26 protein-coding genes and 1 riboswitch are annotated in these 25,494 nt (G+C 48.0%); of the genes, 17 read left to right on the top strand and 9 right to left on the bottom strand.

The genetic code is table 11. From position 1 onward, the window contains the following. Positions 1–44: 44 nt before the first annotated feature. Together ACR1R9_RS25200 and ACR1R9_RS25195 are read left to right on the top strand one after the other, a co-directional pair. Positions 45–716, top strand: a complete 672-nt coding sequence (locus tag ACR1R9_RS25200; RefSeq protein ID WP_076290668.1) for a sulfite oxidase-like oxidoreductase — start codon at positions 45–47, stop codon at positions 714–716. 1 nt (position 717) lies between these two features. Further along, on the top strand, positions 718–1,476 hold the full coding sequence (locus tag ACR1R9_RS25195) for a nucleoside phosphorylase (protein WP_433922407.1): 759 nt from the start codon (positions 718–720) through the stop codon (positions 1,474–1,476). 184 nt (positions 1,477–1,660) lie between these two features. On the opposite strand, the gene ACR1R9_RS25190 is transcribed toward ACR1R9_RS25195, so the two are convergent. Beyond that, positions 1,661–2,548, bottom strand: a complete 888-nt coding sequence (locus ACR1R9_RS25190; RefSeq protein ID WP_076290666.1) for a LysR family transcriptional regulator — start codon at positions 2,546–2,548, stop codon at positions 1,661–1,663. A gap of 210 nt (positions 2,549–2,758) precedes the next feature. Between ACR1R9_RS25190 and ACR1R9_RS25185 the strand changes: the two genes are divergently transcribed. From ACR1R9_RS25185 to nfsA, 9 genes are all read left to right on the top strand, one after another. Beyond that, a complete protein-coding gene (locus tag ACR1R9_RS25185; RefSeq protein WP_076290665.1) occupies positions 2,759–3,649 on the top strand; it encodes a DMT family transporter in 891 nt (296 codons plus the stop codon). A gap of 123 nt (positions 3,650–3,772) precedes the next feature. After that, positions 3,773–3,955 (top strand): hypothetical protein, encoded by a 183-nt coding sequence (locus tag ACR1R9_RS25180; protein WP_063566250.1) that lies wholly within the window; start codon positions 3,773–3,775, stop codon positions 3,953–3,955. Positions 3,956–4,161: 206 nt separating this feature from the next. After that, positions 4,162–4,644 carry a GNAT family N-acetyltransferase gene (locus ACR1R9_RS25175; RefSeq protein WP_076290664.1) on the top strand — a complete coding sequence of 161 codons (483 nt, stop codon included), beginning with the start codon at positions 4,162–4,164 and terminating at the stop codon, positions 4,642–4,644. 153 nt (positions 4,645–4,797) lie between these two features. Beyond that, positions 4,798–5,199 (top strand): metal-sensitive transcriptional regulator, encoded by a 402-nt coding sequence (locus ACR1R9_RS25170; protein WP_076290663.1) that lies wholly within the window; start codon positions 4,798–4,800, stop codon positions 5,197–5,199. 48 nt (positions 5,200–5,247) lie between these two features. Next, positions 5,248–5,448 (top strand): copper ion binding protein, encoded by a 201-nt coding sequence (locus ACR1R9_RS25165; RefSeq protein ID WP_053779829.1) that lies wholly within the window; start codon positions 5,248–5,250, stop codon positions 5,446–5,448. Positions 5,449–5,611: 163 nt separating this feature from the next. Next, positions 5,612–8,140 carry a heavy metal translocating P-type ATPase gene (locus ACR1R9_RS25160; protein ID WP_310854351.1) on the top strand — a complete coding sequence of 843 codons (2,529 nt, stop codon included), beginning with the start codon at positions 5,612–5,614 and terminating at the stop codon, positions 8,138–8,140. Positions 8,141–8,474: 334 nt separating this feature from the next. Beyond that, complete coding sequence (locus tag ACR1R9_RS25155) at positions 8,475–9,635, top strand: YhgE/Pip domain-containing protein (protein ID WP_433922408.1); 1,161 nt, start codon at positions 8,475–8,477, stop codon at positions 9,633–9,635. 227 nt (positions 9,636–9,862) lie between these two features. Beyond that, positions 9,863–10,471, top strand: a complete 609-nt coding sequence (locus ACR1R9_RS25150; protein WP_433922409.1) for a TetR family transcriptional regulator — start codon at positions 9,863–9,865, stop codon at positions 10,469–10,471. Continuing rightward, positions 10,455–11,198, top strand: a complete 744-nt coding sequence (gene nfsA / locus ACR1R9_RS25145; RefSeq protein WP_099858655.1) for an oxygen-insensitive NADPH nitroreductase — start codon at positions 10,455–10,457, stop codon at positions 11,196–11,198. Before ACR1R9_RS25150 ends, nfsA begins: the two co-directional genes overlap by 17 nt. 108 nt (positions 11,199–11,306) lie before the next feature. Here nfsA and ACR1R9_RS25140 read toward each other — a convergent pair whose 3' ends face one another. From ACR1R9_RS25140 to ACR1R9_RS25110, 7 genes are all read right to left on the bottom strand, one after another. Next, positions 11,307–12,113, bottom strand: a complete 807-nt coding sequence (locus tag ACR1R9_RS25140) for a TatD family hydrolase (RefSeq protein ID WP_433922410.1) — start codon at positions 12,111–12,113, stop codon at positions 11,307–11,309. 95 nt (positions 12,114–12,208) lie between these two features. Continuing rightward, the gene (locus ACR1R9_RS25135) at positions 12,209–13,108 is read right to left on the bottom strand and encodes an ABC transporter ATP-binding protein (protein ID WP_433922411.1); all 900 of its coding nucleotides are present in this window, start codon (positions 13,106–13,108) and stop codon (positions 12,209–12,211) included. 43 nt (positions 13,109–13,151) lie between these two features. Further along, positions 13,152–13,910, bottom strand: a complete 759-nt coding sequence (locus ACR1R9_RS25130; protein WP_063566244.1) for an ABC transporter permease — start codon at positions 13,908–13,910, stop codon at positions 13,152–13,154. Further along, complete coding sequence (locus tag ACR1R9_RS25125) at positions 13,910–14,200, bottom strand: thiamine-binding protein (protein ID WP_024632265.1); 291 nt, start codon at positions 14,198–14,200, stop codon at positions 13,910–13,912. Before ACR1R9_RS25125 ends, ACR1R9_RS25130 begins: the two co-directional genes overlap by 1 nt. Before the next feature lie 223 nt (positions 14,201–14,423). Further along, positions 14,424–15,464 (bottom strand): ABC transporter substrate-binding protein, encoded by a 1,041-nt coding sequence (locus ACR1R9_RS25120; RefSeq protein ID WP_433922412.1) that lies wholly within the window; start codon positions 15,462–15,464, stop codon positions 14,424–14,426. Positions 15,465–15,686: 222 nt separating this feature from the next. Continuing rightward, positions 15,687–15,799, bottom strand: a riboswitch (TPP riboswitch). A 145-nt stretch (positions 15,800–15,944) separates the two neighbouring features. Next, complete coding sequence (locus ACR1R9_RS25115) at positions 15,945–16,700, bottom strand: NAD-dependent epimerase/dehydratase family protein (protein WP_310854356.1); 756 nt, start codon at positions 16,698–16,700, stop codon at positions 15,945–15,947. 16 nt (positions 16,701–16,716) lie between these two features. Continuing rightward, positions 16,717–17,103, bottom strand: coding sequence for a VOC family protein (locus ACR1R9_RS25110; RefSeq protein ID WP_076290655.1), 387 nt, complete (start codon positions 17,101–17,103; stop codon positions 16,717–16,719). A 186-nt stretch (positions 17,104–17,289) separates the two neighbouring features. On the opposite strand from ACR1R9_RS25110, the gene ACR1R9_RS25105 reads away from it, so the two are divergent. Continuing rightward, a complete protein-coding gene (locus tag ACR1R9_RS25105; protein WP_076290654.1) occupies positions 17,290–17,778 on the top strand; it encodes a hypothetical protein in 489 nt (162 codons plus the stop codon). Between the two features lie 183 nt (positions 17,779–17,961). Here the strand turns inward: ACR1R9_RS25105 and ACR1R9_RS25100 are convergent, their stop codons facing one another. Then, on the bottom strand, positions 17,962–19,197 hold the full coding sequence (locus ACR1R9_RS25100; RefSeq protein ID WP_326064237.1) for an MFS transporter: 1,236 nt from the start codon (positions 19,195–19,197) through the stop codon (positions 17,962–17,964). 381 nt (positions 19,198–19,578) lie between these two features. Between ACR1R9_RS25100 and serS the strand changes: the two genes are divergently transcribed. The 5 genes from serS to ACR1R9_RS25075 all read left to right on the top strand — a co-directional run bounded on the left by serS (position 19,579) and on the right by ACR1R9_RS25075 (position 25,370). Next, positions 19,579–20,877: a serine--tRNA ligase gene (serS, locus tag ACR1R9_RS25095; protein ID WP_433922413.1), complete on the top strand. Its 1,299-nt coding sequence runs from the start codon at positions 19,579–19,581 to the stop codon at positions 20,875–20,877. Between the two features lie 216 nt (positions 20,878–21,093). Continuing rightward, complete coding sequence (locus ACR1R9_RS25090; protein ID WP_433922414.1) at positions 21,094–21,741, top strand: response regulator transcription factor; 648 nt, start codon at positions 21,094–21,096, stop codon at positions 21,739–21,741. A gap of 117 nt (positions 21,742–21,858) precedes the next feature. Then, entirely contained in the window at positions 21,859–23,118 is a 1,260-nt protein-coding gene (locus ACR1R9_RS25085; protein WP_433948869.1) for a sensor histidine kinase, read from the top strand. A gap of 171 nt (positions 23,119–23,289) precedes the next feature. Continuing rightward, positions 23,290–24,315 carry a polysaccharide biosynthesis protein gene (locus tag ACR1R9_RS25080; protein WP_433922416.1) on the top strand — a complete coding sequence of 342 codons (1,026 nt, stop codon included), beginning with the start codon at positions 23,290–23,292 and terminating at the stop codon, positions 24,313–24,315. After that, on the top strand, positions 24,264–25,370 hold the full coding sequence (locus tag ACR1R9_RS25075; RefSeq protein ID WP_310854361.1) for an undecaprenyldiphospho-muramoylpentapeptide beta-N-acetylglucosaminyltransferase: 1,107 nt from the start codon (positions 24,264–24,266) through the stop codon (positions 25,368–25,370). Before ACR1R9_RS25080 ends, ACR1R9_RS25075 begins: the two co-directional genes overlap by 52 nt. The last annotated feature ends 124 nt before the right edge of the window (positions 25,371–25,494 follow it).

The following is a 25,494-nucleotide window of genomic DNA, read 5'->3' as shown; positions in this document are numbered from 1 at the left end:
CCTGAATGTTATGCTGGAAGCATATAAAGAAGGAGGAATCACGCTTGCATAATAAGGCTGAACGTCTGAAAAAAACGAAAATCCCGGCATCCAAAGCGGGTGCTGAGCACGGAGACCGGCTGCCGCCGGGGCAGGTACTGACCGAGAAATTCCCGATTCTGCATGAAGGTGAAGTGCCGGAATACGACCTTTCCACTTGGGATTTGAAGGTATTCGGTGAAGTTGAAGAGGAGAAGGTATTCTCCTTCGCCGAGCTTCAGGCGATGCCTCAAGTGAACACGGTGAGCGATATTCATTGTGTTACCCGCTGGTCCAAGTTCGACACGCCGTGGGAAGGCATCCGGTTCTCGGATTTTATCAAGCTTCTTGGCGTTAAACCGGAAGCGAAATACGTCATGATCCACGCAGATCATGATTACGAGACAAATGTTCCGCTCGAAGAATTGATGCATGACGATGTATTGCTTGCTTTTAAATTTAACGGTGAGCCGCTCACACCGAAGCACGGTTATCCACTGCGCTTGGTTGTTCCACAACTCTACTTCTGGAAGAGTGCGAAGTGGATACGCGGTCTGGAATTCATGAAAGAAGATCGCAATGGCTTCTGGGAAGTCAATGGTTTCCATCATTTTGCCGATCCGTTCAAGGAGCAGCGCTTCTCTGGTGAAGATATCCCGATTCCAGAAGACGAATGGACGAAGAAGGAGTTTGATTAAGATGTTGATGCCTATTTTGCAAATTCATTCCGAAGATATGCCTGCATATGCCATTGTCTGTGGTGATCCGGCACGTGCGGAGAAAATTTCCCGCAAGCTGGAGCAGGCGAGAGAACTGGCGTTCAGCCGGGAGTATCGCACGTTTGTAGGATTGTATGAAGGTGTACAAATGGCCGTGGTCAGCCATGGCGTAGGATCACCGGGAGCAGCCGTCTGCTTCGAAGAGCTGATCCGGGCAGGGGTAACGACCCTGATTCGTGTAGGTACAGCTGGCTCGTATACAGCGGATTACCCAGCGGGCAGTGTAATCGTCAGCACGGCCGCTGTTCGTACGGACGGGCTGACACGTCAGCTGGTACCGGATGGTTTCCCTGCGGTTGCGGACCTTGGTGTTACGCAAGCGTTAATTGAAGCGACTCGTGAGCATACAAGTGGAGCGAAAGCTACAAGTGCGGGTAAAGTTGGCGTAGGCATTACCGTAACCCTAGATGCTTTCTTCACTGGGGTTGAAGAGATTCCTCACCGCAAGTACAAGCAGGCGGGTGCTCTTGCCGCTGAGATGGAAATTGCCGCGCTTTACATCGTCAGCACACTGCGCGGCGCTCGTGCTGGAGCTATTGTCGCTATCGATGGATTCGCAGATAGCGACCTGGCGGCCGAATATGATCCGCACACAAATGCGGTAGCTGATGCAGTTGAGCGTGAGATCAAAGCGGCACTGCGTGCACTGGCTGCACTCGCTCGTCAGGATCAGGCGTAAAGCTGAGATCATCAGGGCATTTTATAGCACTACTGCTGGTAAAATTGCAAAATAAGCAAATGATGTCCATCTGAGGTGGACAATATAAAGGGCGTCCCATAATGTCATGTTCATGACTTTGGGACGCCCTTTTGAGTTTGAGATAGAAGCGACTGGCGCTAGATTGGAAGGTGCAATCAATTGGTTAGCGTTGTCCGAACAACTGCTGCGCCGTCTCAATAAATAACCGGGATGCGGGAGAAGCATCGACAAGTGAAGGAACAGCAATCTCAATATTGCGGTAGGCTTTCGGCTCTGTGGGAAGTGCTTTGACACCCGGAGGCAGCCAGGATAGAGAGATTGCAGGTAGCATGGCTGTTCCGAGTCCCTGCTCTATCATGCTAAGGCAAGTGTTTACGTTATACACGACAAATCCAAAATGTAATTCTGCATCTGCTCGATTGAACAGATCAACAATCGGTACCTCATAGCCGCCTTTACAAATAATCATGGGGTGTTTGTCCAGCATTTGTACGGGCAGAATTTCCTGATTCGCAAAAGGTTCATCGTCCCGAAACACCGCAAGCATCTCCTCGCTATAGAGTGGAAGCGTCTCATAAGCCACATCTACTGGCTCTTTGTCTGTGGCAATAATGAGAGCTACATCAATAGCGCGTGAGCTTAGCCACTCCTGAATTTCAAGGATGTTTCCCTCGTGCAGTTCAAACTGAATCTGAGGATAGCGGTCCCGAATGGAGCGGATGATTTTCGGCAGCAGATGGGCAGATGACATGGGAAAAGAGCCAATACGAATCGTACCAATCTCCAACCCTTTTTCGGCCGCAACGACCTGCTGTACCTTATCAAATTGCTGTAAAATGCGGCGGAAAATGACCAGAATTCGCTGTCCCACATCCGTAAGCACGATGCCGTTCCTACGATCCCGTATGATTAGAGTGACATCCAGTTCATTCTCCAGCGAAGAGATGGCCCGACTGACTGCGGGCTGTGTCATATTCAGTTCCTGGCCTGCGCGGGTGAAACTTCCCGTCTCTGCAATTTTCACAAATAACTGCAACTGTGAGTTGTTCATAACAAATATGGTATGCTCCTTATGATTAACATGCATTTCAATTATTTCAATCATTATTGTATCATGAAGAAACGGAACGATCAAAGAATGAATGTAAAATGGTTCTGGATCGAATTCCAAATGGTTTGCAGGCACAGAAAGAGCGCAGGATAATGTGTACGGTTGATTAAACTGCGGCTGTAGATGTGTGCCGGATAGGAGAATAAACATATGGCTTTATCACGTGCAAAAGCAGGCTGGGTCCTGGCTTTTCTGGTACTCATGTGGGGAGTAAACTGGCCCCTGACCAAATACGCGTTAAATTTTACACCGCCACTCATATTCGCAGGCATGCGCCTGTTAATTGGGGGTCTGGTGCTAGGGTTGTATGCTTTTCCCCGCTACAAAACGCTACGACTAAAGCAAACCTGGCATATTTATGCCATATCGGCGGTGCTTAATATCATCTTCTTCTACGGCTTTCAGACCGTCGGGCTGACGGAAGTGCCGGCAGGCTTATTTTCATCCATCGTGTTCCTACAGCCTGTGCTGCTCGGAATCGGGGCATGGTTGTGGCTGGGTGAGTCCATGTATGGACTGAAAATTGCCGGATTGGTGCTCGGTTTTGCAGGGGTGGCTACGATCAGTATTGGCGGCATGACAGGCAAAGTATCCCCTGAAGGGGTTATGCTTGGGCTGTTCAGTGCAATTAGCTGGGCGATCGGGACCGTATATATGAAGCGAAATTCAATGAAGGTCGATGGAATCTGGATGACAGCCATTCCTATTTTGATCGGCGGAGTTGTTCTGACGTTGACAGGTACGGTCACAGAGAGCTGGGCTGATGTGCAGTGGGTGCTTCCTTTTATACTGGATACGTTGTTTATTTCGGTGTTTGTTATTGCGATGGGCTGGCTCGCGTTCTTCAAACTGGTCAGCTCCGGCGAAGCCAGCAAAGTAGGATCGTTCACGTTCCTGATTCCGCTGATCGCCTTGTTATGCAGTGTGCTGTTCCTCGGAGAGTCGGTGACGGTCAATCTGATCGCAGGTCTGGTCATGATTATTGCCAGCATCCTGCTTGTGAATGTTAAAGTGAAGGGTAGCAAGGTGGCGAAAATATAAAGTTATGTGGTGAACTTTCTTCAAGTGGTTGATGAACCTTGTATACATTCAGAATGACAATGCAAAAAATGGGTAAGTTATATATAGGAACATCACCATGATTACGAAGAGGAGGACTCCAACATGACACAGAACAATCAACCTCAGGATGAGGCGGCAATTCGCAACAAACTGGATGAAGACGGGGATTCCTTGATGGAGAAAAAGAAAATTTTGAGCGGTGTAGATATTGAGCCGCAAGCGGACGAGTGGTCTGCCAAACCGTCACCTGTAGCATTTGATGAAGGTAAATCATCCAAAGAATAAGAGGAACCAGATATAGCTTAATAAGAAGCGGGTACCGTTAAGGTATCTGCTTTTTTTATAAAATAAGAAAGGATATGCTTTGAGGTATCATCGTTCTGATATTTAAGGGAAATATCCGCTACACGCAGTCTGGGTTCATGAATCACATCGATAGATGTTTATTTATTGTATAATCATGGAAACATTTGTGAGGGGAGAATGTAAAGATGAGTGGAATCAATATTAGACGGGCTGTCATCGGAGATTACACGGGAGTATCTGTATTAATGGATGAGCTTCATCACTTGCATGTAGAGGCCAGGCCAGACGTATACAGAGAGTTACAAACGAGAATGAGTTATAAGGAATATGAACAACTGCTGGAAGCCGATCATCGTTATCTCTATGTTGCGGAATTGCTGGATCGGGGTGAGATTGTTGGATATGCGAGCGCACAGTTGAATGTTATTCAGAATGTGGATTTGTTAAAGGATCGAAAGATGTTATATATCAATGAGATCATCGTTGGCAGCAAACATCGCGGACATGGGACAGGCAAACTGTTGATGCACGAATTAATCGAACTAGGCAAAGAAATACAGGTCGACAGTGTTGAACTGACCGTGTCTACATTTAATATTGGTGCTCAAGCTTTCTATGAGCAACTAGGTCTGGCTGTCCGCAGCAGCAGAATGGAATACATACTATAATAAGCCTCTACGAAGACTAATGGGATGTCTGGCGAGATAGTCAGCTCAAGAAGGATGGAAAACATCCATTTTGAGAAAAAAATAAAACAGACTTGCATACCCCCATGGGGTATGTTACTCTTATAACAGAACGAAAGAAAAGGGGTGTTCGCGATGGAACATCAGAGCCATCCCAAGGAACCTTTGGAGTCATCCGTAACAGAGGTTAGCGAAGTCTCACAGACAGATGATCAGCAAGCCAATTCTTGTCATACGTCAGGCAGTGATGGAAAGCATGTGCGCAAGAGCCATCACTCCCAAGAGATGAAGGGCAACCTGATTTCTCGCTTGAACCGTGTTGAAGGACAGATTCGCGGGATCAAGGGATTGATCGAGAAGGACACCTATTGTGATGATGTGCTGACGCAGATCGCGGCGGCTCAGTCTGCTCTTAATTCAGTAGGCAAGCTATTGCTGGAAGGTCATATGAAGAGCTGTATCGTTGAGCGCATTCAGGCCGGAGAGCATGAGGTTGTGGATGAATTATTGGTAACGGTAAGGAAGTTAATGAAGTAACTATTTTTGAATGAACTCATCATTTATATATCTAAGGAGGAACTACCCATGTCAAATATTACGTTGAACGTTACAGGAATGTCTTGCAATCACTGTGTGAAATCGGTTGAAGAAGCCGTGAAGAATGCAGGAGCGAATGGTCAGGTTGATCTGGCAGCAGGAACTGTCGCAGTTGAATATGACGAGCAAAAAGTCAATGTGGATCAGATCAAGGCAGCCATTGAAGATCAAGGGTATGACGTAGTCTAATCATCGCAGGCTTAAACTGAACTTCCCTTTGCATGGAAAGGAATTCAATAGATCTCTTTTCCAATAAATGAGTTCATTGTTTAAGCCTGATTTTCTGTCTTTTATATACCCCTTGGGGGTATTGGATAGATAAAAATATTTCATAGAGAAAGGAGCTAACAACATGGATAAGTCATCAACAACGGACAACACAACTGCATCAGAACCCGTACCATCACCGGAAACAGCGGGATTACAGACAACACTGCAAATTACAGGGATGACCTGTGCTGCCTGCTCTACCCGGATTGAGAAGGGATTGTCCCGAATGGAAGGGGTCAATCAGGCGAATGTTAACCTCGCTATAGAACAAGCGACGGTATCCTATGATCCGAAGACAACGAACATCAATGCTTTGCGGGATAAAGTGGAAGCACTTGGTTATGGTACAGTAACGGAATCCGTGGATCTGGACATTACAGGCATGACCTGTGCCGCTTGTTCTACCCGAATCGAAAAAGGTCTTTCCCGGTTGCCGGGTGTATCCCGTGCAAACGTGAACCTGGCGCTGGAAACGGGACATGTGGAATTTGCAGCAGGAGTATTGAAGGCAACCGATATTACGGCGAAGATCAAGCAGCTCGGTTATGGTGCGGAATTGCAGCAGACACAGGAAGATACCCAGTCGGTGCGTGAGCGTGAATTACAGCGCAAAAAGTGGAAGTGGATGATCTCCGCCCTGTTATCTTTGCCGCTGCTTTGGGCCATGGTGGGCCACTTCTCATTCACCTCGTGGATCTGGGTACCGGATCTTTTCATGAACCCATGGTTCCAACTGGTGTTGGCAACGCCGGTACAGTTTGTCATCGGATGGCAGTTCTATGTGGGAGCCTATAAAGCACTTCGTAATGGCAGTGCCAATATGGATGTACTGGTTGCTTTGGGTACAAGTGCGGCGTTCTTCTACAGTCTGTATCTGACCCTGACCAGTGGCAATGCAGCTTCGACCATGATGGATCATGGTGGGACGGGAATGGCTACAGCAGCCATGCCAACCGTGGAGCTTTATTATGAGACGAGTGCAATCCTGATTACGTTGATCCTATTGGGAAAATGGTTTGAGGCCGTAGCTAAAGGGCGCTCCTCTCAGGCGATTAAAAGCCTCATCGAACTGGCTCCGCGTGAAGCCAGAGTGATTCGTGATGGACAGGAAGTTATTGTACCGTCGGCATATGTTGCGGTAGGTGATCTTGTTCTGGTAAAACCCGGAGACAGCATTCCTGTGGATGGCATCGTGGAGGAAGGGCAATCTTCTGTCGACGAATCCATGTTAAGCGGAGAGAGCCTGCCCGTGGATAAAAAACCAGGGGATGCCGTTACAGGCGCTACGCTGAACAAAAATGGAGTATTAAGACTGCGTGCGACCCGCGTGGGCTCGGACACGGCGTTATCGCAGATCATTAAAGTGGTTGAACAAGCGCAAGGTTCCAAGGCCCCTATTCAGCGGATTGCCGATGTGATCTCAGGCATCTTTGTTCCAATTGTTGTAGGCATCGCGGTAGTCACGTTCCTAATCTGGTATCTGTTCGCCAGTCCTGGTGACTTTGCTGGTTCGCTGGAGAAGGCGATTGCTGTACTTGTTATTGCCTGTCCTTGTGCGCTTGGACTCGCAACACCAACGTCCATAATGGCTGGATCAGGGCGCGCGGCGGAATATGGTGTGTTGTTCAAAGGCGGCGAACATCTGGAATCGGCACAGCAGATCCAGACCGTTGTACTGGACAAAACAGGCACAGTTACCCAAGGCAAGCCCGTGCTTACGGATGTGGTGACGGCTCCAGAATGGACGGAGGCAGAGCTGCTGCAACGGGTGGGAGCGGCAGAGCAGAGTTCGGAGCATCCTTTGGCTGAGGCGATTGTGGAAGGAATCCGAGGTAAAGGTCTGGAGTTAACCCAATCAGAGCAATTCGAGAACATACCGGGATATGGTGTGCGAGCTCGGGTTAAGGGACAAGAGATCCTGGTCGGGACACGCCGACTGCTTACAGATGCGAAGGTGAATGTCTCCGAGGAAACCATGCAACAGATGAACAACCTTGAAGAACAAGGGCGCACAGCGATGCTGGTCGCGGTGGATGGTCAATGGGCTGGGCTTGTTGCCGTGGCGGACACCATCAAGGATACTTCACGGGAAGCCATTCAGCGGCTTCATGCTATGGGAATCGATGTCATCATGATTACGGGAGATAATGAGCGGACAGCACGCGCTGTAGCAGAGCAAGCCGGAATTAATAAAGTTCTGGCTGAGGTACTGCCAGAGGGCAAAGCGGCAGAAGTGAAAAAACTTCAGGAGAGTGGCCTCAAGGTAGCGATGGTTGGAGATGGTATCAACGATGCTCCGGCCCTTGCTACAGCCGATATCGGTATGGCCATTGGAACCGGAACTGATGTAGCGATGGAAGCAGCGGATATTACGTTAATGCGCGGCGATCTGAACAGTATTGCAGATGCAATTGAGATGAGCCGGCGCACGATGGGCAATATTAAGCAGAACCTGTTCTGGGCACTTGGCTATAACGTGATTGGTATTCCAATTGCAGCAGTGGGCTTCCTGGCTCCTTGGTTAGCAGGTGCGGCCATGGCGTTCAGCTCCGTGTCGGTTGTACTGAATTCGCTGCGTCTGCAACGAATGAAACTTAAAAGCAATGACTGATGTCCATTGAGGGACGTAATTCAACTTTGCATTATACTCAAGAGTAAGCATAGGGTGCGGTACGCTACGGCGGATCGTGCCTTTTTTGTTGATAAAAGGTGTTTGAAATATGTTAAAGGAATGGTCCTTTCCTTGTTAATGGAAGGTGAGCGTGTGAAGTGATGTCCTCTTATGAAATGGAATTCATTGTTTGCGAAACACATCTTTATATTTCTGAACCTTTCAGAAATAGATTGACAATATAGACATATAGACTTAAAATTTAAAACGATCGTTTGATTTAAACAATCGTTTACATCAAATTCGAACTAATTAGTAATGGAGGACATCATTTATGTTGCAGGCTTTACGTATATTGTTGAAAAAACCGCCAGTAATTGTGGGGATCGTGACGGCACTTATGTTCCAAGTGATCTTCAGCGTGATCTGGATGACAGCATATTCCGGAGTGAATGACCGGATGAATGAATTGACGGTTGCCGTTGTCAATGAGGATGGAGAACAGTCCAAAGGGATCGCAGATCGTATGGCTGAGACGCTTCCTTTTCAAACCGTAACGAATCTGAGTGCTGCCGAAGCACTTGACCAGTTAAATCATCGTAAGATTCATATGGTGCTCAATATTCCTGCAGGTTTTAACCAGCTGATTCAGACAGCCGGTTCCACTGCCGAAATCAAGTACACCATCAACGAGGCGAATCCGGTTACGATCAAAAGCATGATGCAAGGTGTATCGCAAAGCGTGACGAACACGATTAACAAGCAAGCAACCGCTCAAGGTGTGCAAGCTGTGTTGACGGCTTCCGGAGCGCCTGCAGATCAGGCAGCTGAAGCTGCTGCCAACCTGACTACACGAGTGGAAGGTACAACCACTTCCATGAATCCGGTTAACGGCATGAACAACCAGATGGTTCCGATGATGATGGTACTCGCTTCTTATGTGGGAGCCATGATTATGGGGATGAATCTGCAGACCGCGATGGGTATGCTGTCTGCTACTCACTCCCGCTGGACATTGTTTGGTGCCAGAGTAGTCATTAATTTGGGGTCTGCTCTTGTGGTTTCTCTGCTGGGATCATCACTGATTGTGTCGCTGGGCGGACAGATCCAGCAAGGATTTATCGCATTCTGGTTGTTCCAGGCGCTGTTCCTCTGCACATTCATGTTCTTCTCCCAGTTCTTCCTGATCTGCTTTGGACCAGCAGGAAGCTTGTTCAACATCATCTCACTGTCGCTGCAACTGGTATCTTCCGGTGCAATGGTGCCACGTGAATTGCTGAACAGTTTCTACAGTGGTATTGGTCAGTATCTGCCAGCCACATATGCTGTTCAAGGTGTTCTGAGCGCTCAACTGGGCGGACCAGGAGTTCAATCCGCTGCTGGCTCGATTGTTATTGTTTTGCTGGTTGCTGTAGCCCTCTCCCTGGTGGTGACGTTGTTGAAAAAACAACGCATGCCAGCTGGGGCACCAAGCCCGGCACAAATGAACAGCTAATATTCCTGTCATCATGGTTGTTCTTCATAGGATATGGCCAAGCACCCCGGTGATTTTCACCGGGGTGCTTGGTTTAATAGTAGGTTGAGGTGGCTAGCTTTGCAGGAACACAGGCGGCACACCTTGCGCTTTGATGCACAAACTTTCATAATGAAACGATAGAGTAGTCTCGCTGCAGCCCGGTGAGCTGGAGCAAATGAATAGAACGGACAAGAGGAGCGGACGGAATGACGGAACCGGAATTGGATATAAAAACGAGGATATTGCTTGCAGCCAAGAAACTTTTTGCACAGAAGGGGTATGACGGGACGAGTGTTCGTCAAATCTGTGATGAGGCGGGTGCGAATGTATCGCTTGTCTCGTATCATTTTGGCGGAAAAGAAAAGGTGTTCGAAGCATTATTTGAGCACTTTTTTCCTGATCATATGATGAATGAGTTGGCTGAAGAGTCCATGTCCTCCCCCGTGGAGGGTATCCGACGAATCATAGGTGAAGTTGTAAAGTTCACAATGACGGACCGGGAGATGAGCGATATTGTGCAGCTTGAAATTACGCTGCGTACCCATCGCACAGATACCGTGTTTCGTTTTTTGGACCCCGTCTGGACCAGAGTGAGAGAACTACTGCAAGAAGGCAAGGAGCAGGGCGTATTTCAGATCGAATCCGTATCTTATGCGATGCTTCAGGTCATGGGTGTAGCTTTGGCGCACAAACGGGCCAAAAACTCACGATTTAGCTTTGACTATCAGGATATGAACACAGATGAGCTGGCTGAGCAGACCATTGAATTCGTACTACGAGGATTGGGAGTGAATAGCAATGAACGAAACCATTGAATTGATGATGAAGCACCGCTCTGTGCGGAAATTCAAGCCAGACCCGGTAAGTAAGGAGCAGCTGGCAGCAATCGTGGCGGCTGGGCAGATGGCTTCCTCTTCAAGTAGTGTGCAGGCCTATACTATAATTGCTGTAACCGAACAGGAGCAGAAGGCCAAAATGGCTGAATTGGCAGGTAATCAGTCTTACGTCAACGAATGCCCTGTGTTTCTTGTATGGTGTGCTGACCTTTATCGCTTGAGTGATGCTGCCAAGCGTTATTTGCCTGAAAAAGAATCCTATGAGGACTCCACTGAAAACTTTATGGTGGCCACAATTGATGTTGCACTCGCATCGCAAAATGCTGCGCTTGCAGCAGAGTCACTAGGTTTCGGAATTGTATATATTGGTGGGCTGCGCAATCGCATTGAGGAAGTTAGCGAAGTATTGGGCTTGCCTGACGGCGTCTATCCAGTATATGGTATGTGCATTGGTGTTGCTGATCAGGAGACGGGTATTCGTCCGCGTCTACCGCTGGAAGCCGTCTTACACCATGGCCGCTATAACGCTGAGCAGACCCTCAAAGGCGTCGAGATCTATGACGAAACGACCGCTGCATACATGAAGGAGCGCACCCAAGGGGAACGTTCTACACCGTGGTCCGAAATGATGGCGAAACGCCTCACTGAACCGGTACGTCTACAGATGAAGCCATTCCTCGAAGGCAAAGGATTCTTGAAACGTTAAGCGTAAATTCAAAAGAAGTCAGTTTGGCGGATGCCGACTGACTTCTTTTTTTGCAAACTGTACCTATTTAGTTAAGGAATCATCATAAGACTGGATGCCAATTCGGACCTAAGGAAGACCGTAGAAGCGTTTCGTATTCTGATAAAAGAGACGCGCTGCCCGCTCCGTTCCCATACCGGTCACTTCACTCCATGCCTGAATAACCTGTCTCGTCATGGCCGGATGCGTCATTCTTCCCTGGAAAGGTCCCTCGAAAGGCCAAGGCCCATCGGTCTCTGCCATAACCTGCTCGGAAGGATACTGGCGCGCTAATTCACGAATTTCCTCTTCGTACACAATATCAGGTGTGAATGAGACGAAGTAACCATTGTCAGCCATTCGCTGGACGGTCCGCTTGGAGCCTTTGAACCAGTGAAAGTGAGCCCGACGATGATGATATTGTTCCAGTAGGTCACAGGCGATATCGGCATCCTCATATACAGCGTGCAGTACAATCGGTTTACCGTGTCGCTTAGCTAGCTGGATAAATCTTTCTAACAGATCGATATAGCCGCTCTGATCAAATTGGTGTCCTGCCTGTTCGGCTTCCTGTCGGTTGTAATAGGGCAATCCAACTTCCCCAATCGCTGTGGCTTGTCCCATATGCTTTTCGATCCAGTCGAAGAACAGATTCTGCTCTGCCTGGGTCGGCAGGGGCTGCTCAGGATGGAACCCAAAGGCTGGATATACGGTACGAGGGTATTGTGTTGCTAGTTCCAGGTTAGTCTGGGCAGATGCCAGATTCATGGAAACGGCGATGACCGCCTCAACCTGTTGGGATGGGAAGGAATGCAGCATCTCACGTTGTTCTTCAGGTGTATATTTGTCCAGGTGAAGATGAGCATCGATCAAGGGTGCAAAAGCGGTTGATTGCATGGATGGACCCCTCCTTTTTGTCTTTTACCAATGATACGCAGCGTAGTTTGTCTTGGATCACCCATTTTAGGGAAAAAATAACTCAAAAACCCGCGCTATTTGGATAGGCGGGTTTTCTGCTGTTCTTCTCTCATCCACTGGGAAATCTGCCGTTTCCGTTCAAGAAAAGCAGAGTCCTCCGTGATCGCTTCGTGACGTGGACGATCAAAGGGAACATCGACTTCGTGAAGTACAGCTGCAGGCCGATTCGATAAAACATAGATACGGTCAGCAAGCAATAATGCTTCCTCGATATTATGCGTGATGAACAGCACCGAGCGGCGGTTCTGTTCCCAGATATCGAGCAGCCAGCGCTGCATGTCGCTACGGGTCAGTGCATCCAGCGCACTAAAAGGCTCGTCCAGCAGCATCAACTCCTGCGGACTGAGCAGGGCGCGCAGAAAGGCAACCCGCTGCTGCATGCCGCCCGATAACATATGCGGATAGGCTTGTTCAAATCCGGCCAGTCCGACACTGCTCAGCCACTTCCGGGCATCTGCAAGAGCTTCTGCTCGGGGTGGTGCGTCCGCAGACACTTCACCTGCAAGCAGCACATTGTCCTCGATGGTACGCCATGGAAATAGTGCAGGCTGCTGTGGCATATAACTAATCTTGCCGCGTTGTCCGGTAACATCCTGGCCATTCATCAGGATTTGGCCCTCCTGAGGTTTCAGTAGACCGCCGATGATGTGAAACAGGGTGCTTTTACCGCAGCCGGAAGGACCGACGATGGCTACGAATTCTCCTTGTCCCACGGTCAGGGACAGGCCATCCAGAACGGGCAATGTGCTGCGTCGCTCTCGGAACGAAGCATTCACGTTCAGAACTTCCAACGCTGGTGATGAATGATGTGCAGGTAAGGACACGGTTTCATACTCAGGACTTCCGCTACTCGTTGGAGTGGTTGCAACTTCATTCGGCGCAGCAGCTACCCGCTCGTTGTGTTCGGGTGTCATCTTGTCATCACTTCCTAACCTTTATATGGTGCATATTTCAAAGTTATCGCTTTTGTGGACGCCAGCGTACGAGCAGCTTTTCCAGTAGCGCAATGAGCAGGAAGAGCAGCAGACTCAATGCCACAATAATCATGATTGCCACGAACAGACGATCCGTCCGATAGGCTGATTTTTGCAGCATCATATAATAACCGATACCCTTATCTGCACCGATCCATTCGGCGATAATCGCACCCATGACGCTGTACGTAGCGGCAATTTTAATACCCGAGAACACCGAGGGCAATGCATGTGGAAGTTCGAGCTTCCAGAAAATTTGGCCGCGTTTTGCACCAGCCATGCGCATATAGTTCATCATGGCCGCATCGGTGCGGGTCAATCCGTCCATGGCAGCTACAGCCACCGGGAAGAAGCAGACCAGAATGATGGTAATTAGTTTGGGCAGCAGCCCAAATCCGAACCAGATCAGCAAGAGCGGAGCAAGCGCAATGGTCGGTATATTTTGACTAAGAATAAGTAATGGATAGAGTGCAGATTTCAAAAATGGAATCAGATGCAGCACCATCGCAATCAGTAATCCCACAAGTGTACCTGCTGCAAACCCAATCAATGTCAGCTGGATTGTTGCCCATGCATGCATGCCAAGTCGCTCGGCCTGGGACGCTGCTTCATGGGCGATGTCTGAAGGCGCAGGCAGCATCCATTTCTCAATATGGAACAGGGAGACAGCTCCCTGCCATATCGCTATAAAGAGAATAACCGCCACAAAGGGCGGCCATACGCTTTTCCAATAGGCATGCATTAGCGATATTTCTCCGTCAGGGTGTCCATGCTGAAGCCGCTTGGGCTATGGGCGATCTTGATCTGTGAGATGATGCTTGGGCTGCCAGCTTCCACGAGAACTTCGTGCATTTTGCGGACAACCTCGAGCAGTTCCTCCAGTTCTCCCTCCATCGTGGTATCCAGTGGATTAACCTGATATTTCAAGCCGGACTGCTGAATAACTTCAATGGCACGATCAACATAAGGATAGGAATTTTCGCCATTTGGCGTTTTGGGAATGACTTGAATGCTAAGTAGTGTGCTTGCCATGAGAGATCACGTTTCCTTTCGAAATGTATAAAATGAACTAATGACTGTTACACTTGCCACTTCGATGACAGAATAACCTTCCAATCGCTGTTATCCCCAGATTTTTTTGATTCCCTTCTCCAAAGGGAAAATCCGGTGATAAAGGCGAACGCTTCGCTTTTTCACGTTATTTCTGTCCTCTTCGTCCTCGTATAAATACTAAGTTCATTTTATATGGATAATTTTATTGGGGTAAGAACTCGTTCGTATACGCCTTGGATACATCTACCTGCTCATCGAGCAGTTTTTTGCTAAACATCCAATCCGTGTAGTTCTGCCATACCTCCTGCTTCTGCTCACCCCAGCGCGGTGCGTCATCCTGATATTTTGGACTCAGCCACTTCTGGCTTGCGAGTACAAGATCCTTATCCAGATCCGGTACAGCCTTGATCAGAATGTTGGCAGCGTCTTCGGGATGTTCAATCGCATATTGATATCCTTCGGAAGTCGCTTTCAAGAACGCTTTAACCAGCTCGGGATCGTTCTGAATCGTCTTTTCATTGGTAACGAGTACCGGTGTGTAGTAGTCCAGAGCTTCGGAATAATCTTTTACATACAGCATGTCGATCGGTTCGCCGCGCAGTTCGGCTTCAATGCCCGTCCATGCGTAGAAAATCCAGGCAAAGTCGATATCGCGTTTCACAGCGGTGAAGAAGTCTGCATCACCCATGCTAATATTTTTTACTTTGGATACATCGGCGCCTTCGCCTTCCATAATGGACTGCATTACAGCTTCTTCCACCGGGGAGCCCCAGCCACCATAGGTTTTGCCTTCAAAATCTTTGGGAGATTTGATGTTCCGATCCACCGGAGCGGCAAATCCGGACGTGTTATGCTGAATGACTGCAGCGATGGACACGAGCGGTACCCCCTGTGTGCGGGCCTGGGTTACACTCTCCTGATAACTTACGCCAAAAGGCACTTCGTTCGAAGCTACCATCGTATCCGCGCCTCCAGCACCTGGCTGTACAATCTCGACATTTAAGCCTTCGGCTTTGTAAAAACCTTGATCTACGGCCGCATACAGGCCGGTATGATTTGTATTTGGTGTCCAGTCCAGCACCACTTTAACGTCCTTGAGGGCTGCGTTGTCACCTTCATTGCTGTTTTCGGTGTTGCTGCTGCCATTTTCTCCTGAAGGTGCAGCTTCTTTGCCGCCACATGCGGCCACAGCCACTAGTAGTACGCACAAGAGCATTAGGCCCATCATTTTACGCCATCTCATCTTCATTTCTCTCCTTCATGTTGTCCGGCCAGTGGCGCGGGGTACTCCTTGGCTTCATATCCAAGCTTCTTGCATAAATCGACAGATTTATACCAGCTATGATCCGGATGACGTCACTTTTTTTAGCTCTCTGGCTATATAAAAGAACATTAAAAAAAGCGCCCCGTTAATCCGGGACGCGTGCAGGCGTTAGAGATGTGGCACTCAGCAAAGAGGCTGGGCCAATTCGATATACTCCGATTCCTACGCTGGCATGATCCAGATCAGGTCTAAGGGTCAGTATCTTGGTGGGATACACTCTCAGCCGGCCTATTCCGACTCCCCTGGGAAACTATGAAGTTACGGGCATTACTAGGTGTAATTATAGGCCAGAGGCCCATGCATGTCCAGTCAGGAACTGGATTGGAGCACGTATGAATGAATCAAAGAGGCCATTATACATGCGTATAACGACCTCTCTAGATGTGTTCTTTTCAATAATTAACGTGGCGAATCATATAAGGAAATCTGACTGAGTGCAAAAGCATCGGATTTCGGGTCATATCCTACCTGTTTCTGAGTGGTTTCCAGATTCAATCGTTTAAACCGATTATTCGAGATTCCATGCAGTATGGTGAAGGGCTCCAGATCTGTAGTTGTAATGGCTTTGAACATCAAATCACACAAGTCAGCCGGACTAATATACGCGCTCATATCCCTTGCCTCCAGCGCGGGTCCATCTGGTTGAAAATCATCATATGCACCTATACGTACTGCTACACTTTGTAAACCTTCGGTATACGCAAAATAGGAAGCGAGCGATTCACCAAAACATTTGCTAACTCCGTACAAATTCCGTGGGCGTGTCGGCATGTCCGGATAGACTTGAGCATCAATGGGATACCCCTCGATCGTCTGTGCACTGCTTGCCAGAATGACTCTCCGCACACCTTGGTCCTTAGCTGCACGGAATACATTAAATGTTCCCTTGATATTAATATCCAACAACGATTCATAGAATCCGGCATGCGGGGAAGGATCTCCCGCCAGATGTACAACCACATCCATGCCTTCGCAAGCGTGCTGACAGGCTTCGGGATCTGTCACATCCAGTGTCATGATCTCATGGCTTGTCCCTTGATACGTATGTAGTCTGTTGATATTCAAATCCGTTAGTCGAAGGTGAAATGCTTCTGACAAGTGTTGGGACAAGTCACGTCCAATTTTTCCGGCTGCGCCGGTAATTAAAATGTTCATAAATCAGCTCCAATTCTTAGCGCTGGAAGAACTCAATCCATTCCTTTTCAGGTCCATAGATGAAGAAATAACGGTAACCGTTAGGCAGTGTAATCATCTCACCATCAATAAATTCGGCCTCAGTTGCCTTAATGCGGTTGTACTCAGAATCAAGGTCATCGACATGGATGGCAAAATGGTGCACCGTACCTTCGGAAGGCAGCTTGTCGCTGTATCCCTGAATCAACTCAATCTCGGTCTCATCGCTTCCGTTGAAGCCGAGAAAGGCGAGCTGAATGACACCGTTGGTATGGGTTACCCGGTCTTTCAATTCAAGACCAACAATCTCCGTATAGAAACGCAGCGTGGTCTCCAGATCACGAACGGCAATGCCGACGTGGTCAATGCGCTTTTGAAAACTCATAATCAAAATCCTCCTTATATGTAGCGAATATTTTCTACCATTTTAAGGGATATCATAGGGCTGTACTACGAGGTTGTCAAATAAGATTTTAATTTGGAAAAATTATAATTGTTCACAGAATGTTCACTTATGAGGAGGGGGTCATTATCTCTATAATTACGAAGGTAAACAGAGAGGATGAGAGATTTGCCAACAACGAAGAAAGAACAGATTATTTTTGGAATGATGATGTGCACAGGGATGGTCGTCGTCATGATGACTTTCAATTTATGGCACAATGGGTTATTGAGCAAGATGTCCGCGCTAGATATACTGCTTCAATTCATATTGTGTTTTATCATTGCGTTCCTGGTGGAGTCCTTCATTGTTGGACCTGTAGCGAGAAAAATTGCATTTTCCTTACCTTTTGACAAATCCAATAAAATTTTGGGCGTGCTCGCTATGTCATTTTTCATGGTAATTGGAATGGTTCTGATCATGTCCTTGTACGGAATGATTTCCGCTTACCTTGCGAATCAGTTAAGTGGAGCATCCGTACTAAATACGTATCTTCATACGATTGCTCGTAATTTCAGCCTGGCGCTTCCTTACCAAATCATTATTCTGGGACCACTCGTTCGATATGTATTTGGTAAATTCATTAAGGATAAAGGGAGTGTAGTCCCTTCAACCTAAATAACGTTAGTTCCGATTTAGAGCATCTGAAAGTATTTCCTGGGCAATCGTCCACTGGTCTAAGATAAAGAAGTAATTGTGCATTTTCAAATCAAAAAAGGCGTCGTAGCATTCACGCTACGACGCCTAACTTTTTACAACTATGATTAATTGAATTTAATTTTATCTTCTGTTCGGTAGATATTACGATGCTGAACTCACGGTATGCCTACGCTGCCATTGATACGCAATCACGCTGATAATCAGCAGACCAACTGCAAAAATGGCAAGCATCCATGCCGACTGGTTAACCTCCAGATGGTCCAGACTCCAGCCTGTAACCAAAGGCAGAATGGCACCACCAACCCCACCTGATGCAATCAGGATGCTGGGCGTCGATTCTTCTGTTCCAGGCAGCATTTTGCTGGCGAAGACGAGGGCAATGGAGAATACGCCCGATAATGCGAGCCCGAGCAACAGAATGATCAGAAATGCCGACCAGATCTGGTTGGTAAAAGGAAAGATCATCAGCAGTACAACTGCTGCAAGGCAACTGTACAGAACGTAGACGCGATATTGGAATTTCTCCGCAATATATCCGGCAAAAAGTCGTCCAACAGACATGGCGATCCAGAAGCAGGTAACACTAAGTGCAGCACCTGCTTCCTTCATGTTCATTTTCTCAATCAGAATGGCTGGCATGAAGTTGGCAAGGCTCATTTCAGTGCCGACATAGAGAAAGAAAAATAAAACAAATAAAGACAGAAGAGCCAAATTACGGCCGTGATAGGTTGAACGAGTAGGTTTAATGTCTGTAGGATTCATTTCATTTGGCAATTCAACAGCGTGAGTGTGTACAGGAGTCTGCTCTGAGCTACGGCGACTCAGCTCGTTGTCCAGCTCACCGAATGAACTTTTGGCCCAGAAGATAAAAGTCATCGCTGCACAGACGGCAACCACGAGGAACGACATGCGCCAGTACCCGGCAGAAATCAGACCGCTTGCAATGAGAGGCATGACCATGGCGCCGATACCAAATAACACTTCAAGTCGGCTCATGGCAACCGCCGTATTATCTTTAATTGCAGCAATAATGATTGTACCGATGACAGCTTCTATCATACCGAATCCGAATCCGGCTGCAGGTGCAATGACGAACATCCAGCCCCAAGGAGGCAGCAGCATATAGGATAACTCTGCGATGCAGAGCAGAGCTGCGGCAATTAATAGACCGCCTCGTTTCCCGAAGCGTTTATTCAACCACGGAGATAACAATACACCACCCAGGAACCCGGCAAATTGGGCAAATATCAGTGTGCCTCCCTGACTATAATCCTTGCCATAATGTTCAAGAGCAACGGGTAGGATGGAGCCGAGAACCACATGGGCAAGTCCGATGAGGAAATAGGATAAGCATCCAATCCAAAGCAATTTTTTCATGAAGAAAAACTCCTTCTAGATATTATGTTATGTAGTAAGTCTGCCATTCAGGAGTATTTCCTAAAAACAAACAATCTCTATCATAACAGGACATGTAAGGGTGTGCACGGATAACTTGCAATGGAGGCTAAAGTTCGTATATACTGAAAAACAACAATTACAGATCGGACCATGCCGTTGAAGAGCATCCAACTCGGAGGCGTTTTCGCCAGGGGAGCGAACCATTCCCCAAGTTAACCGGAACCGCCCGTTATCGCGGACCAAGAGGCTGAACCAGAATATTCTGGTTTGGCAAGTTGGGTGGCACCGCGAGCAGAGCGCTCCTCGTCCCAAGGGATGAGGGCGCTCTTTGTATTTTTACAGCCAAAGGAGACGGTGACCATGTTGGAAATGAAGTGGATTCGGGAGCATGCAGAAGAGGTGCAAGCTGCGGCAGTTGGCAAGAGAATGAATATCAGTATTCGCGAATTGTTGGAACGGGACGAGGAGCGCAGAGCACTTTTACTGGAAACGGAAGAAGGACGTAGAGTACGTAATTCGTTATCTGCAGATATTGGCAGACTGATGCAAGCTGGTGAGCGTGAACAAGCCGAGGGTTTAAGGGAACAGGTGAAACAGCTGAATGGTCAGTTAGAGCAAGTTGAAGCCAAGCTTGCCGTTGTGCAAGAGGAAGTGACAAGGCTGCAATGGTTGGTACCCAATGTTGTATCGCCGGACACGCCAGTGGGTGCATCGGATGAGGATAATGTGGAGCTGAGACGTGTGGGTGAGCTGCCGGTATTCGATTATGAGGCCAAGGATCACGTAGAGCTCGGTGAACGGCATGACCTAATCGACATCCCACGTGGGGTGAAAATCGGCGGAACACGAAGCTATGTGCTCAAAGGAGCAGGGCTGCTCCTGCACCGGGCTGTACAGCAACTTGCGCTTGATCTGCTGCTGAAGCATGGATTTACGCCAATGGAAGTTCCTCTGATGGTGAGGGAGAATACCCTTTTGAACACGGGGTTCTTCCCCACAGGACGGGATCAGGTCTATGAATTAGTGGGCGAGAACAAGTGGCTGGTGGGAACATCGGAAGTGCCGCTGGTTTCGTATTATGCGGATGAGATTGTGGATGTACAGGAGCCAATCAAGCTGGCAGCCACATCGACATGTTTCCGCAGTGAGGTTGGCTCAGGCGGGCGGGATGTACGCGGATTGTACCGGGTGCATCAATTTGCCAAAGTGGAACAAGTCATTATCTGTGCACCGGATGCGAAAGAATCGGAGCGAATGCTACAGGAGATTACGGGACACGCCGAGGAATTACTGCAATTGCTGGAACTGCCTTATCGTGTAGTGGCTGTGTGTACAGGGGATATGTCGCAGAAAACGTACAAACAGTACGATATTGAGACCTGGATGCCAAGCCGCAATGCGTACGGGGAGACACATTCGTCGTCGAATCTGCATGACTTCCAGGCTCGGCGTTCGAATATTCGTTGTCGTGATGCCCAAGGTAAGCTTGCATACTGCCATACGTTGAACAATACGGCTGTGGCTTCGCCACGTATACTGATCCCATTGCTGGAGAATCATCAGCAGGCGGATGGAAGCATTCGTATTCCAGCTGCACTTCAGCCTTATATGGGCGGTGCTGAATATTTGGTTATGCCTCACCAGGATGAAGAGAATTAAACAGATTACCTGTGTGGAGAAGTAAAAAGTGGAACCCTTGTGGGGGTTCCTTTTTGTTTTGCCTGTGATGTTGGGACCAGTGGAGAGTGTTCAGCGCTTTTGTGTTACGGAGGCCGCAGTATAGGATGTGGAAAAGGGAAAAACCAGAAGGGTATGTCACACAGCTGTAACGTACAGATTGTATAGTAGAATCCAGTTTGGAAAGGAGGCGCAGATATGAACCTGCTGCTCGCGGATGATGAGCCGCTGATGCTGCAAATATTAAAAGCCTATTTCGTTAAAGAGGGCTTTCAAGTGTTTTTGGCCGAGGATGGGGAAGCAGCCCTGAATCTCTTTTATAATAATCAAATCGATTTGGCGGTTTTGGATTGGATGATGCCAGGTCGCAGCGGTGTCGAGGTGTGCCGGGAAATCAAGCGTACGAGTCGGGCGAAGGTACTGCTGCTGACAGCCAAAGGGGAATCAGATGATGAGTTTGTTGCCTTGAAGGCCGGGGCGGATGATTATCTGCGCAAGCCGTTTGACTCGCGTATCCTGCTATTGCGTGTAAAGAAGCTGCTGCAACTTTCCTCCAAGATTATTGTGGGAGAACTGACCTTGGATCTGGAAGGCCAGAAGATCTACCGTGGTGGAGTTGATGTAGGGGCAACCCATAAGGAATTCGAATTAATGAAGGTACTGGGAATGAATAAGGGGCAGATTGTAACCCGTAAAATTTTGCTGGATCAGGTGTGGGGTTTCGATTATTTCGGCGAGGAACGCACCGTAGACACTCATATCCGCAGACTGCGTGAGAAAATTGGAGAAGATTCGATCAAAACCTACCGGGGAATGGGCTACTGCCTAGAGGATCAAAATGAGTAAACTGACCCGAAAACTGCTCGTGCGCATTATCGGTGCATTGTGTGTTGTCTTTTTCCTATCCTTTATCGTCAATACGTTTTTCCTGCCTAGCTATTTTTTGTATCAGAAAAGCAGAAGTTGGCCGAGTTAACGACCGAAATCTCTGCTTCAGAACACGGCGTTCCAATATCACAGATTGAGAGCCTTGAAACGCAATACGAGGTCGCTATCGCTTATGCTTCGTTGAAGGATAGTGTGAATGATATTAACGATCAACTGTTATTTCAATATAACCGCAAGGGAATTGCCCTCAGTAAATTTTGGCTGACAGAAGAGAGTATCTCTGCGCTGCGTGAGGGTGCCCGGGTTAATAAATTCTATGATCAAACCAAGTTGAAATCAAGCTTTCTGGTGAACTTTGTGAAGGTGGGGGATACCGTGTTTGCTGTTGGCGAATCCATCTCCCATTCATCGGAGACGATTCGAATTATTAATCAGTTCAATGCGTACATATGGCTCGGCATGCTGCTGTTGCTTATCCTGCTTTCCGTGCTGTATACCGCCCGGATCGTTAAACCGCTCGCAAAACTAAGCGAAACGGCTGAAGCCATTTCCAATTTATCGTTTGCAAAGGTGGATATAAAGACAGGTGATGAGATTGAGTCTTTAGGACGCAGCATCAATGTGATGAGCGACAAATTGCAGCAGGCGCAACATTCTTTGGAAATGAAAAATGCTAACCTGCGAACGTTCATCTCGGACATCTCGCATGAGTTGAAAACACCGCTCTCCCTGATTCGAGTTTATGCCTCTGGCATTCAAGATGGCCTGGATGACGGAACCTATGCTAGGGTAATCCAGCAACAGAGCGAAGAGCTGGCTGGTTTAATTGACCGTCTGTTGGAGTTATCCCGTCTGCAGGCCGAAGTATATGATTTTGAACCTGTTGATCTTCGCCAACTGCTCACGGAGACACTTCATACCTATGAAACCGTATTTCAGCAGCATGGCTTGCATGTGGAAGTGGAGGATCGATGGACTGCCGAGACATGGGTGCTGGCTGATCGACGGAAGCTGGAGTCCGTTCTGCACAATTGGATGACCAACGCGGTGAAATATACAAGCGGTGACCGAATAACCATTACACTTGAACTGAAAGAGGAAGCGGCACATTTCGGTATCGCCAATGAAACGGATAAGGAAGAGCATGAACAGTGGGATCAGGTTTGGGAGCCCTTCTATGTAATGGATAGTTCGCGCAGCAAAAAGTTTAGCGGCACGGGACTGGGCTTGTCTATTGCCCGGACGATTCTGGAGAATCACCATGCCGACTATGGCCTTAGTGTAGCCGATGGAAAAGTTATGTTTTATTTTTCTTTACCTTTAATACAACGTTAATTAAGGATGCCACCATGCAAATGGTGGTGTTTTTTTGTGTGAGAAGCAACCTGAATTAGAGCTTGTTCACGTTGGGAAAAGCCAATTGTTCCCCTGTCATACTGATGTAACACAATTGCCTTAGGATAGGCCTATCACCAAATCAGAACTTAATTCATGGAGGGATATCCGATGTTCAATAAAACCTTTTTAATAACGGGAGGCACAGGCTCATGGGGAGAAGAATTGGTCAAACAATTGCTCGTTCAGGAGCCAAAAGAGATACGTATTTTCTCACGAAATGAATCGCTGCAGGCTCAAATGAGACAAGCCGTCTCTGACCCGAGAGTGAAGTTTGTACTGGGGGATATCAGAGACCGATGGGAGCTTGCAGGTGCCTGCAAGGATGTAGACTATGTCTTTCATCTTGCGGCGCTTAAACATGTTCCGGTCTGCGAGGACCAACCGGATTGTGCGGTTAAAACCAATATTATCGGAACGCAGAACGTCATTGATGCTGCAATCGAGTATGGCGTGCGGAAGGTGGTATATGTCTCTACGGACAAGGCAGCGAATCCTTCCAGTATGTACGGGATGACCAAAGCCATCGGGGAAAAACTGATTTTATTGGCTGACAGTCGTTCCGCTACAAGCTTTGCTTGTGTACGAAGCGGGAATGTTCTTGGATCCACGGGGAGCGTAGTACCGTTATTCAAACGCCAGCTTGAGTTGAAGCAGCCACTTAGCGTTACCGATTCCAGAATGACACGTTTTTTTCTTCCTCTTGGTGACGCCGTGGAAATTCTCCTGTCGGCCATGGAGCAATGTGAGGGCGGTGAGATTATTGTACCCCGAATGCCATCCTGCAAAATAACGGATATCGCACGGGTTTTGGCAGAGGATGCGGGACAAAAGGATGTCCCGATACATTTTATCGGTGCCCGTCCGGGTGAACGGCTTTATGAAACACTGATTTCAGATTGGGAAAACGTTAGGGAAGTGGAAGCGGAGAAGTCCTACTTTGTTGTCACCGCCTCTCCTGCACCCGAATTAACGGATAAAGAGGGTTGTGGGACATCTATTCTTCCTGGCAGAGGATATCATTCGGAGGATGTCATCATGACCAAGGCAGAGGTTCGCGATATGCTGTGGAGAGGGGGATTTCTGTGTTCAAGCGGAGGATCATATTTACAGGAGGCGGCTCCGCCGGTCATGTAACAGCTAATCTCATTCTGATCTCCAGATTGCTTCAGGAGCAATGGGAGATCCATTATATCGGTTCCAAGCATGGCATCGAACGTCAATTAATCGGCAAAATCCCGGCTGTTCACTATCATGCGGTTGCAACAGGCAAGTTGAGAAGGTATTGGGCGTGGGCGAATGTTTCCGATGTATTCAAAATTATACTTGGAGTGCTGCAATCTTATCTGCTCATTTTACGAATTAAACCTCATGTTTGCTTTTCATTAGGGGGATTCGTAGCTGTTCCTGCTGTAGTGGGTGCCAGGTGGAACCGGGTTCCGGTGCTGATTCTGGAGCCGGATCTACATCCGGGTCTGGCCAACAGGCTGTCACGGCGATACGCCCAAATGATGTGTACTACGTTTATGGATACCGCGGCGTTCGCCTCCACGAAAGGTTCAGGAAAGACGATGTACGTGGGACCTGTAATCAGGGAGGAGTTGAAGCTTGGCAGCCGAGCACGGGGGATTCATTTTTGCCGATTTGTCTCCGACAGACCTATTCTGTTGATTATGGGTGGCAGTCAGGGCTCGGAAAAGCTTAATCGTATGGTACTTGAAACACTGCCGGATCTACTCAAGCGTTATCAAATCATTCATATATGTGGTACAGGTAAATTGAACTCATCCTTCCCAAGTTTTGCAGGCTACAAGGCATTTGAATATGTGCATGAAGAACTTGCGGATTTAATGGTTATGGCGGATATGGTCGTGTCACGTGCTGGCTCCAATGCGATCCATGAGTGGTTGTTGCTGCGGAAGCCGATGCTCCTGATTCCCCATGCCAACGGCGGGTCACGTGTTGGACAGACGCTGAACGCGAAGTATTTTCAGGAGCGAGGTTATGCAAGGGTCCTCCAGGAAGAGGAGTTGACTGCTCAGACATTCCTGCGAGATATTAACCTTGTATATATGGAGAGGGATCGTATGGTGGGCCATATGAGGGCGAGTGGAACGGACAACGCCGTTGACAAGGTTCTGCAGCTTATTCGTACAACGGTTTCTTCGGTAGAAAGAGCTGAACATGAGTAAAAGATTTCCCGAGCTGCTGCTGGTCATGTTCTTTTTGCTCATCGTATCCATCCTGATTATTTCAAAACATTTATTGTATTAAACTAGGATTGCAGCCTGTTACAATCCCGTTCTTATTCTGAAT

The sequence above is a fragment of the Paenibacillus taichungensis genome, from assembly GCF_050994985.1.
Lineage (GTDB): Bacteria > Bacillota > Bacilli > Paenibacillales > Paenibacillaceae > Paenibacillus > Paenibacillus taichungensis.
The sequence above is the reverse complement of the archived record's forward strand: the minus strand, read 5'-3'. Positions and strand labels throughout refer to the sequence as shown.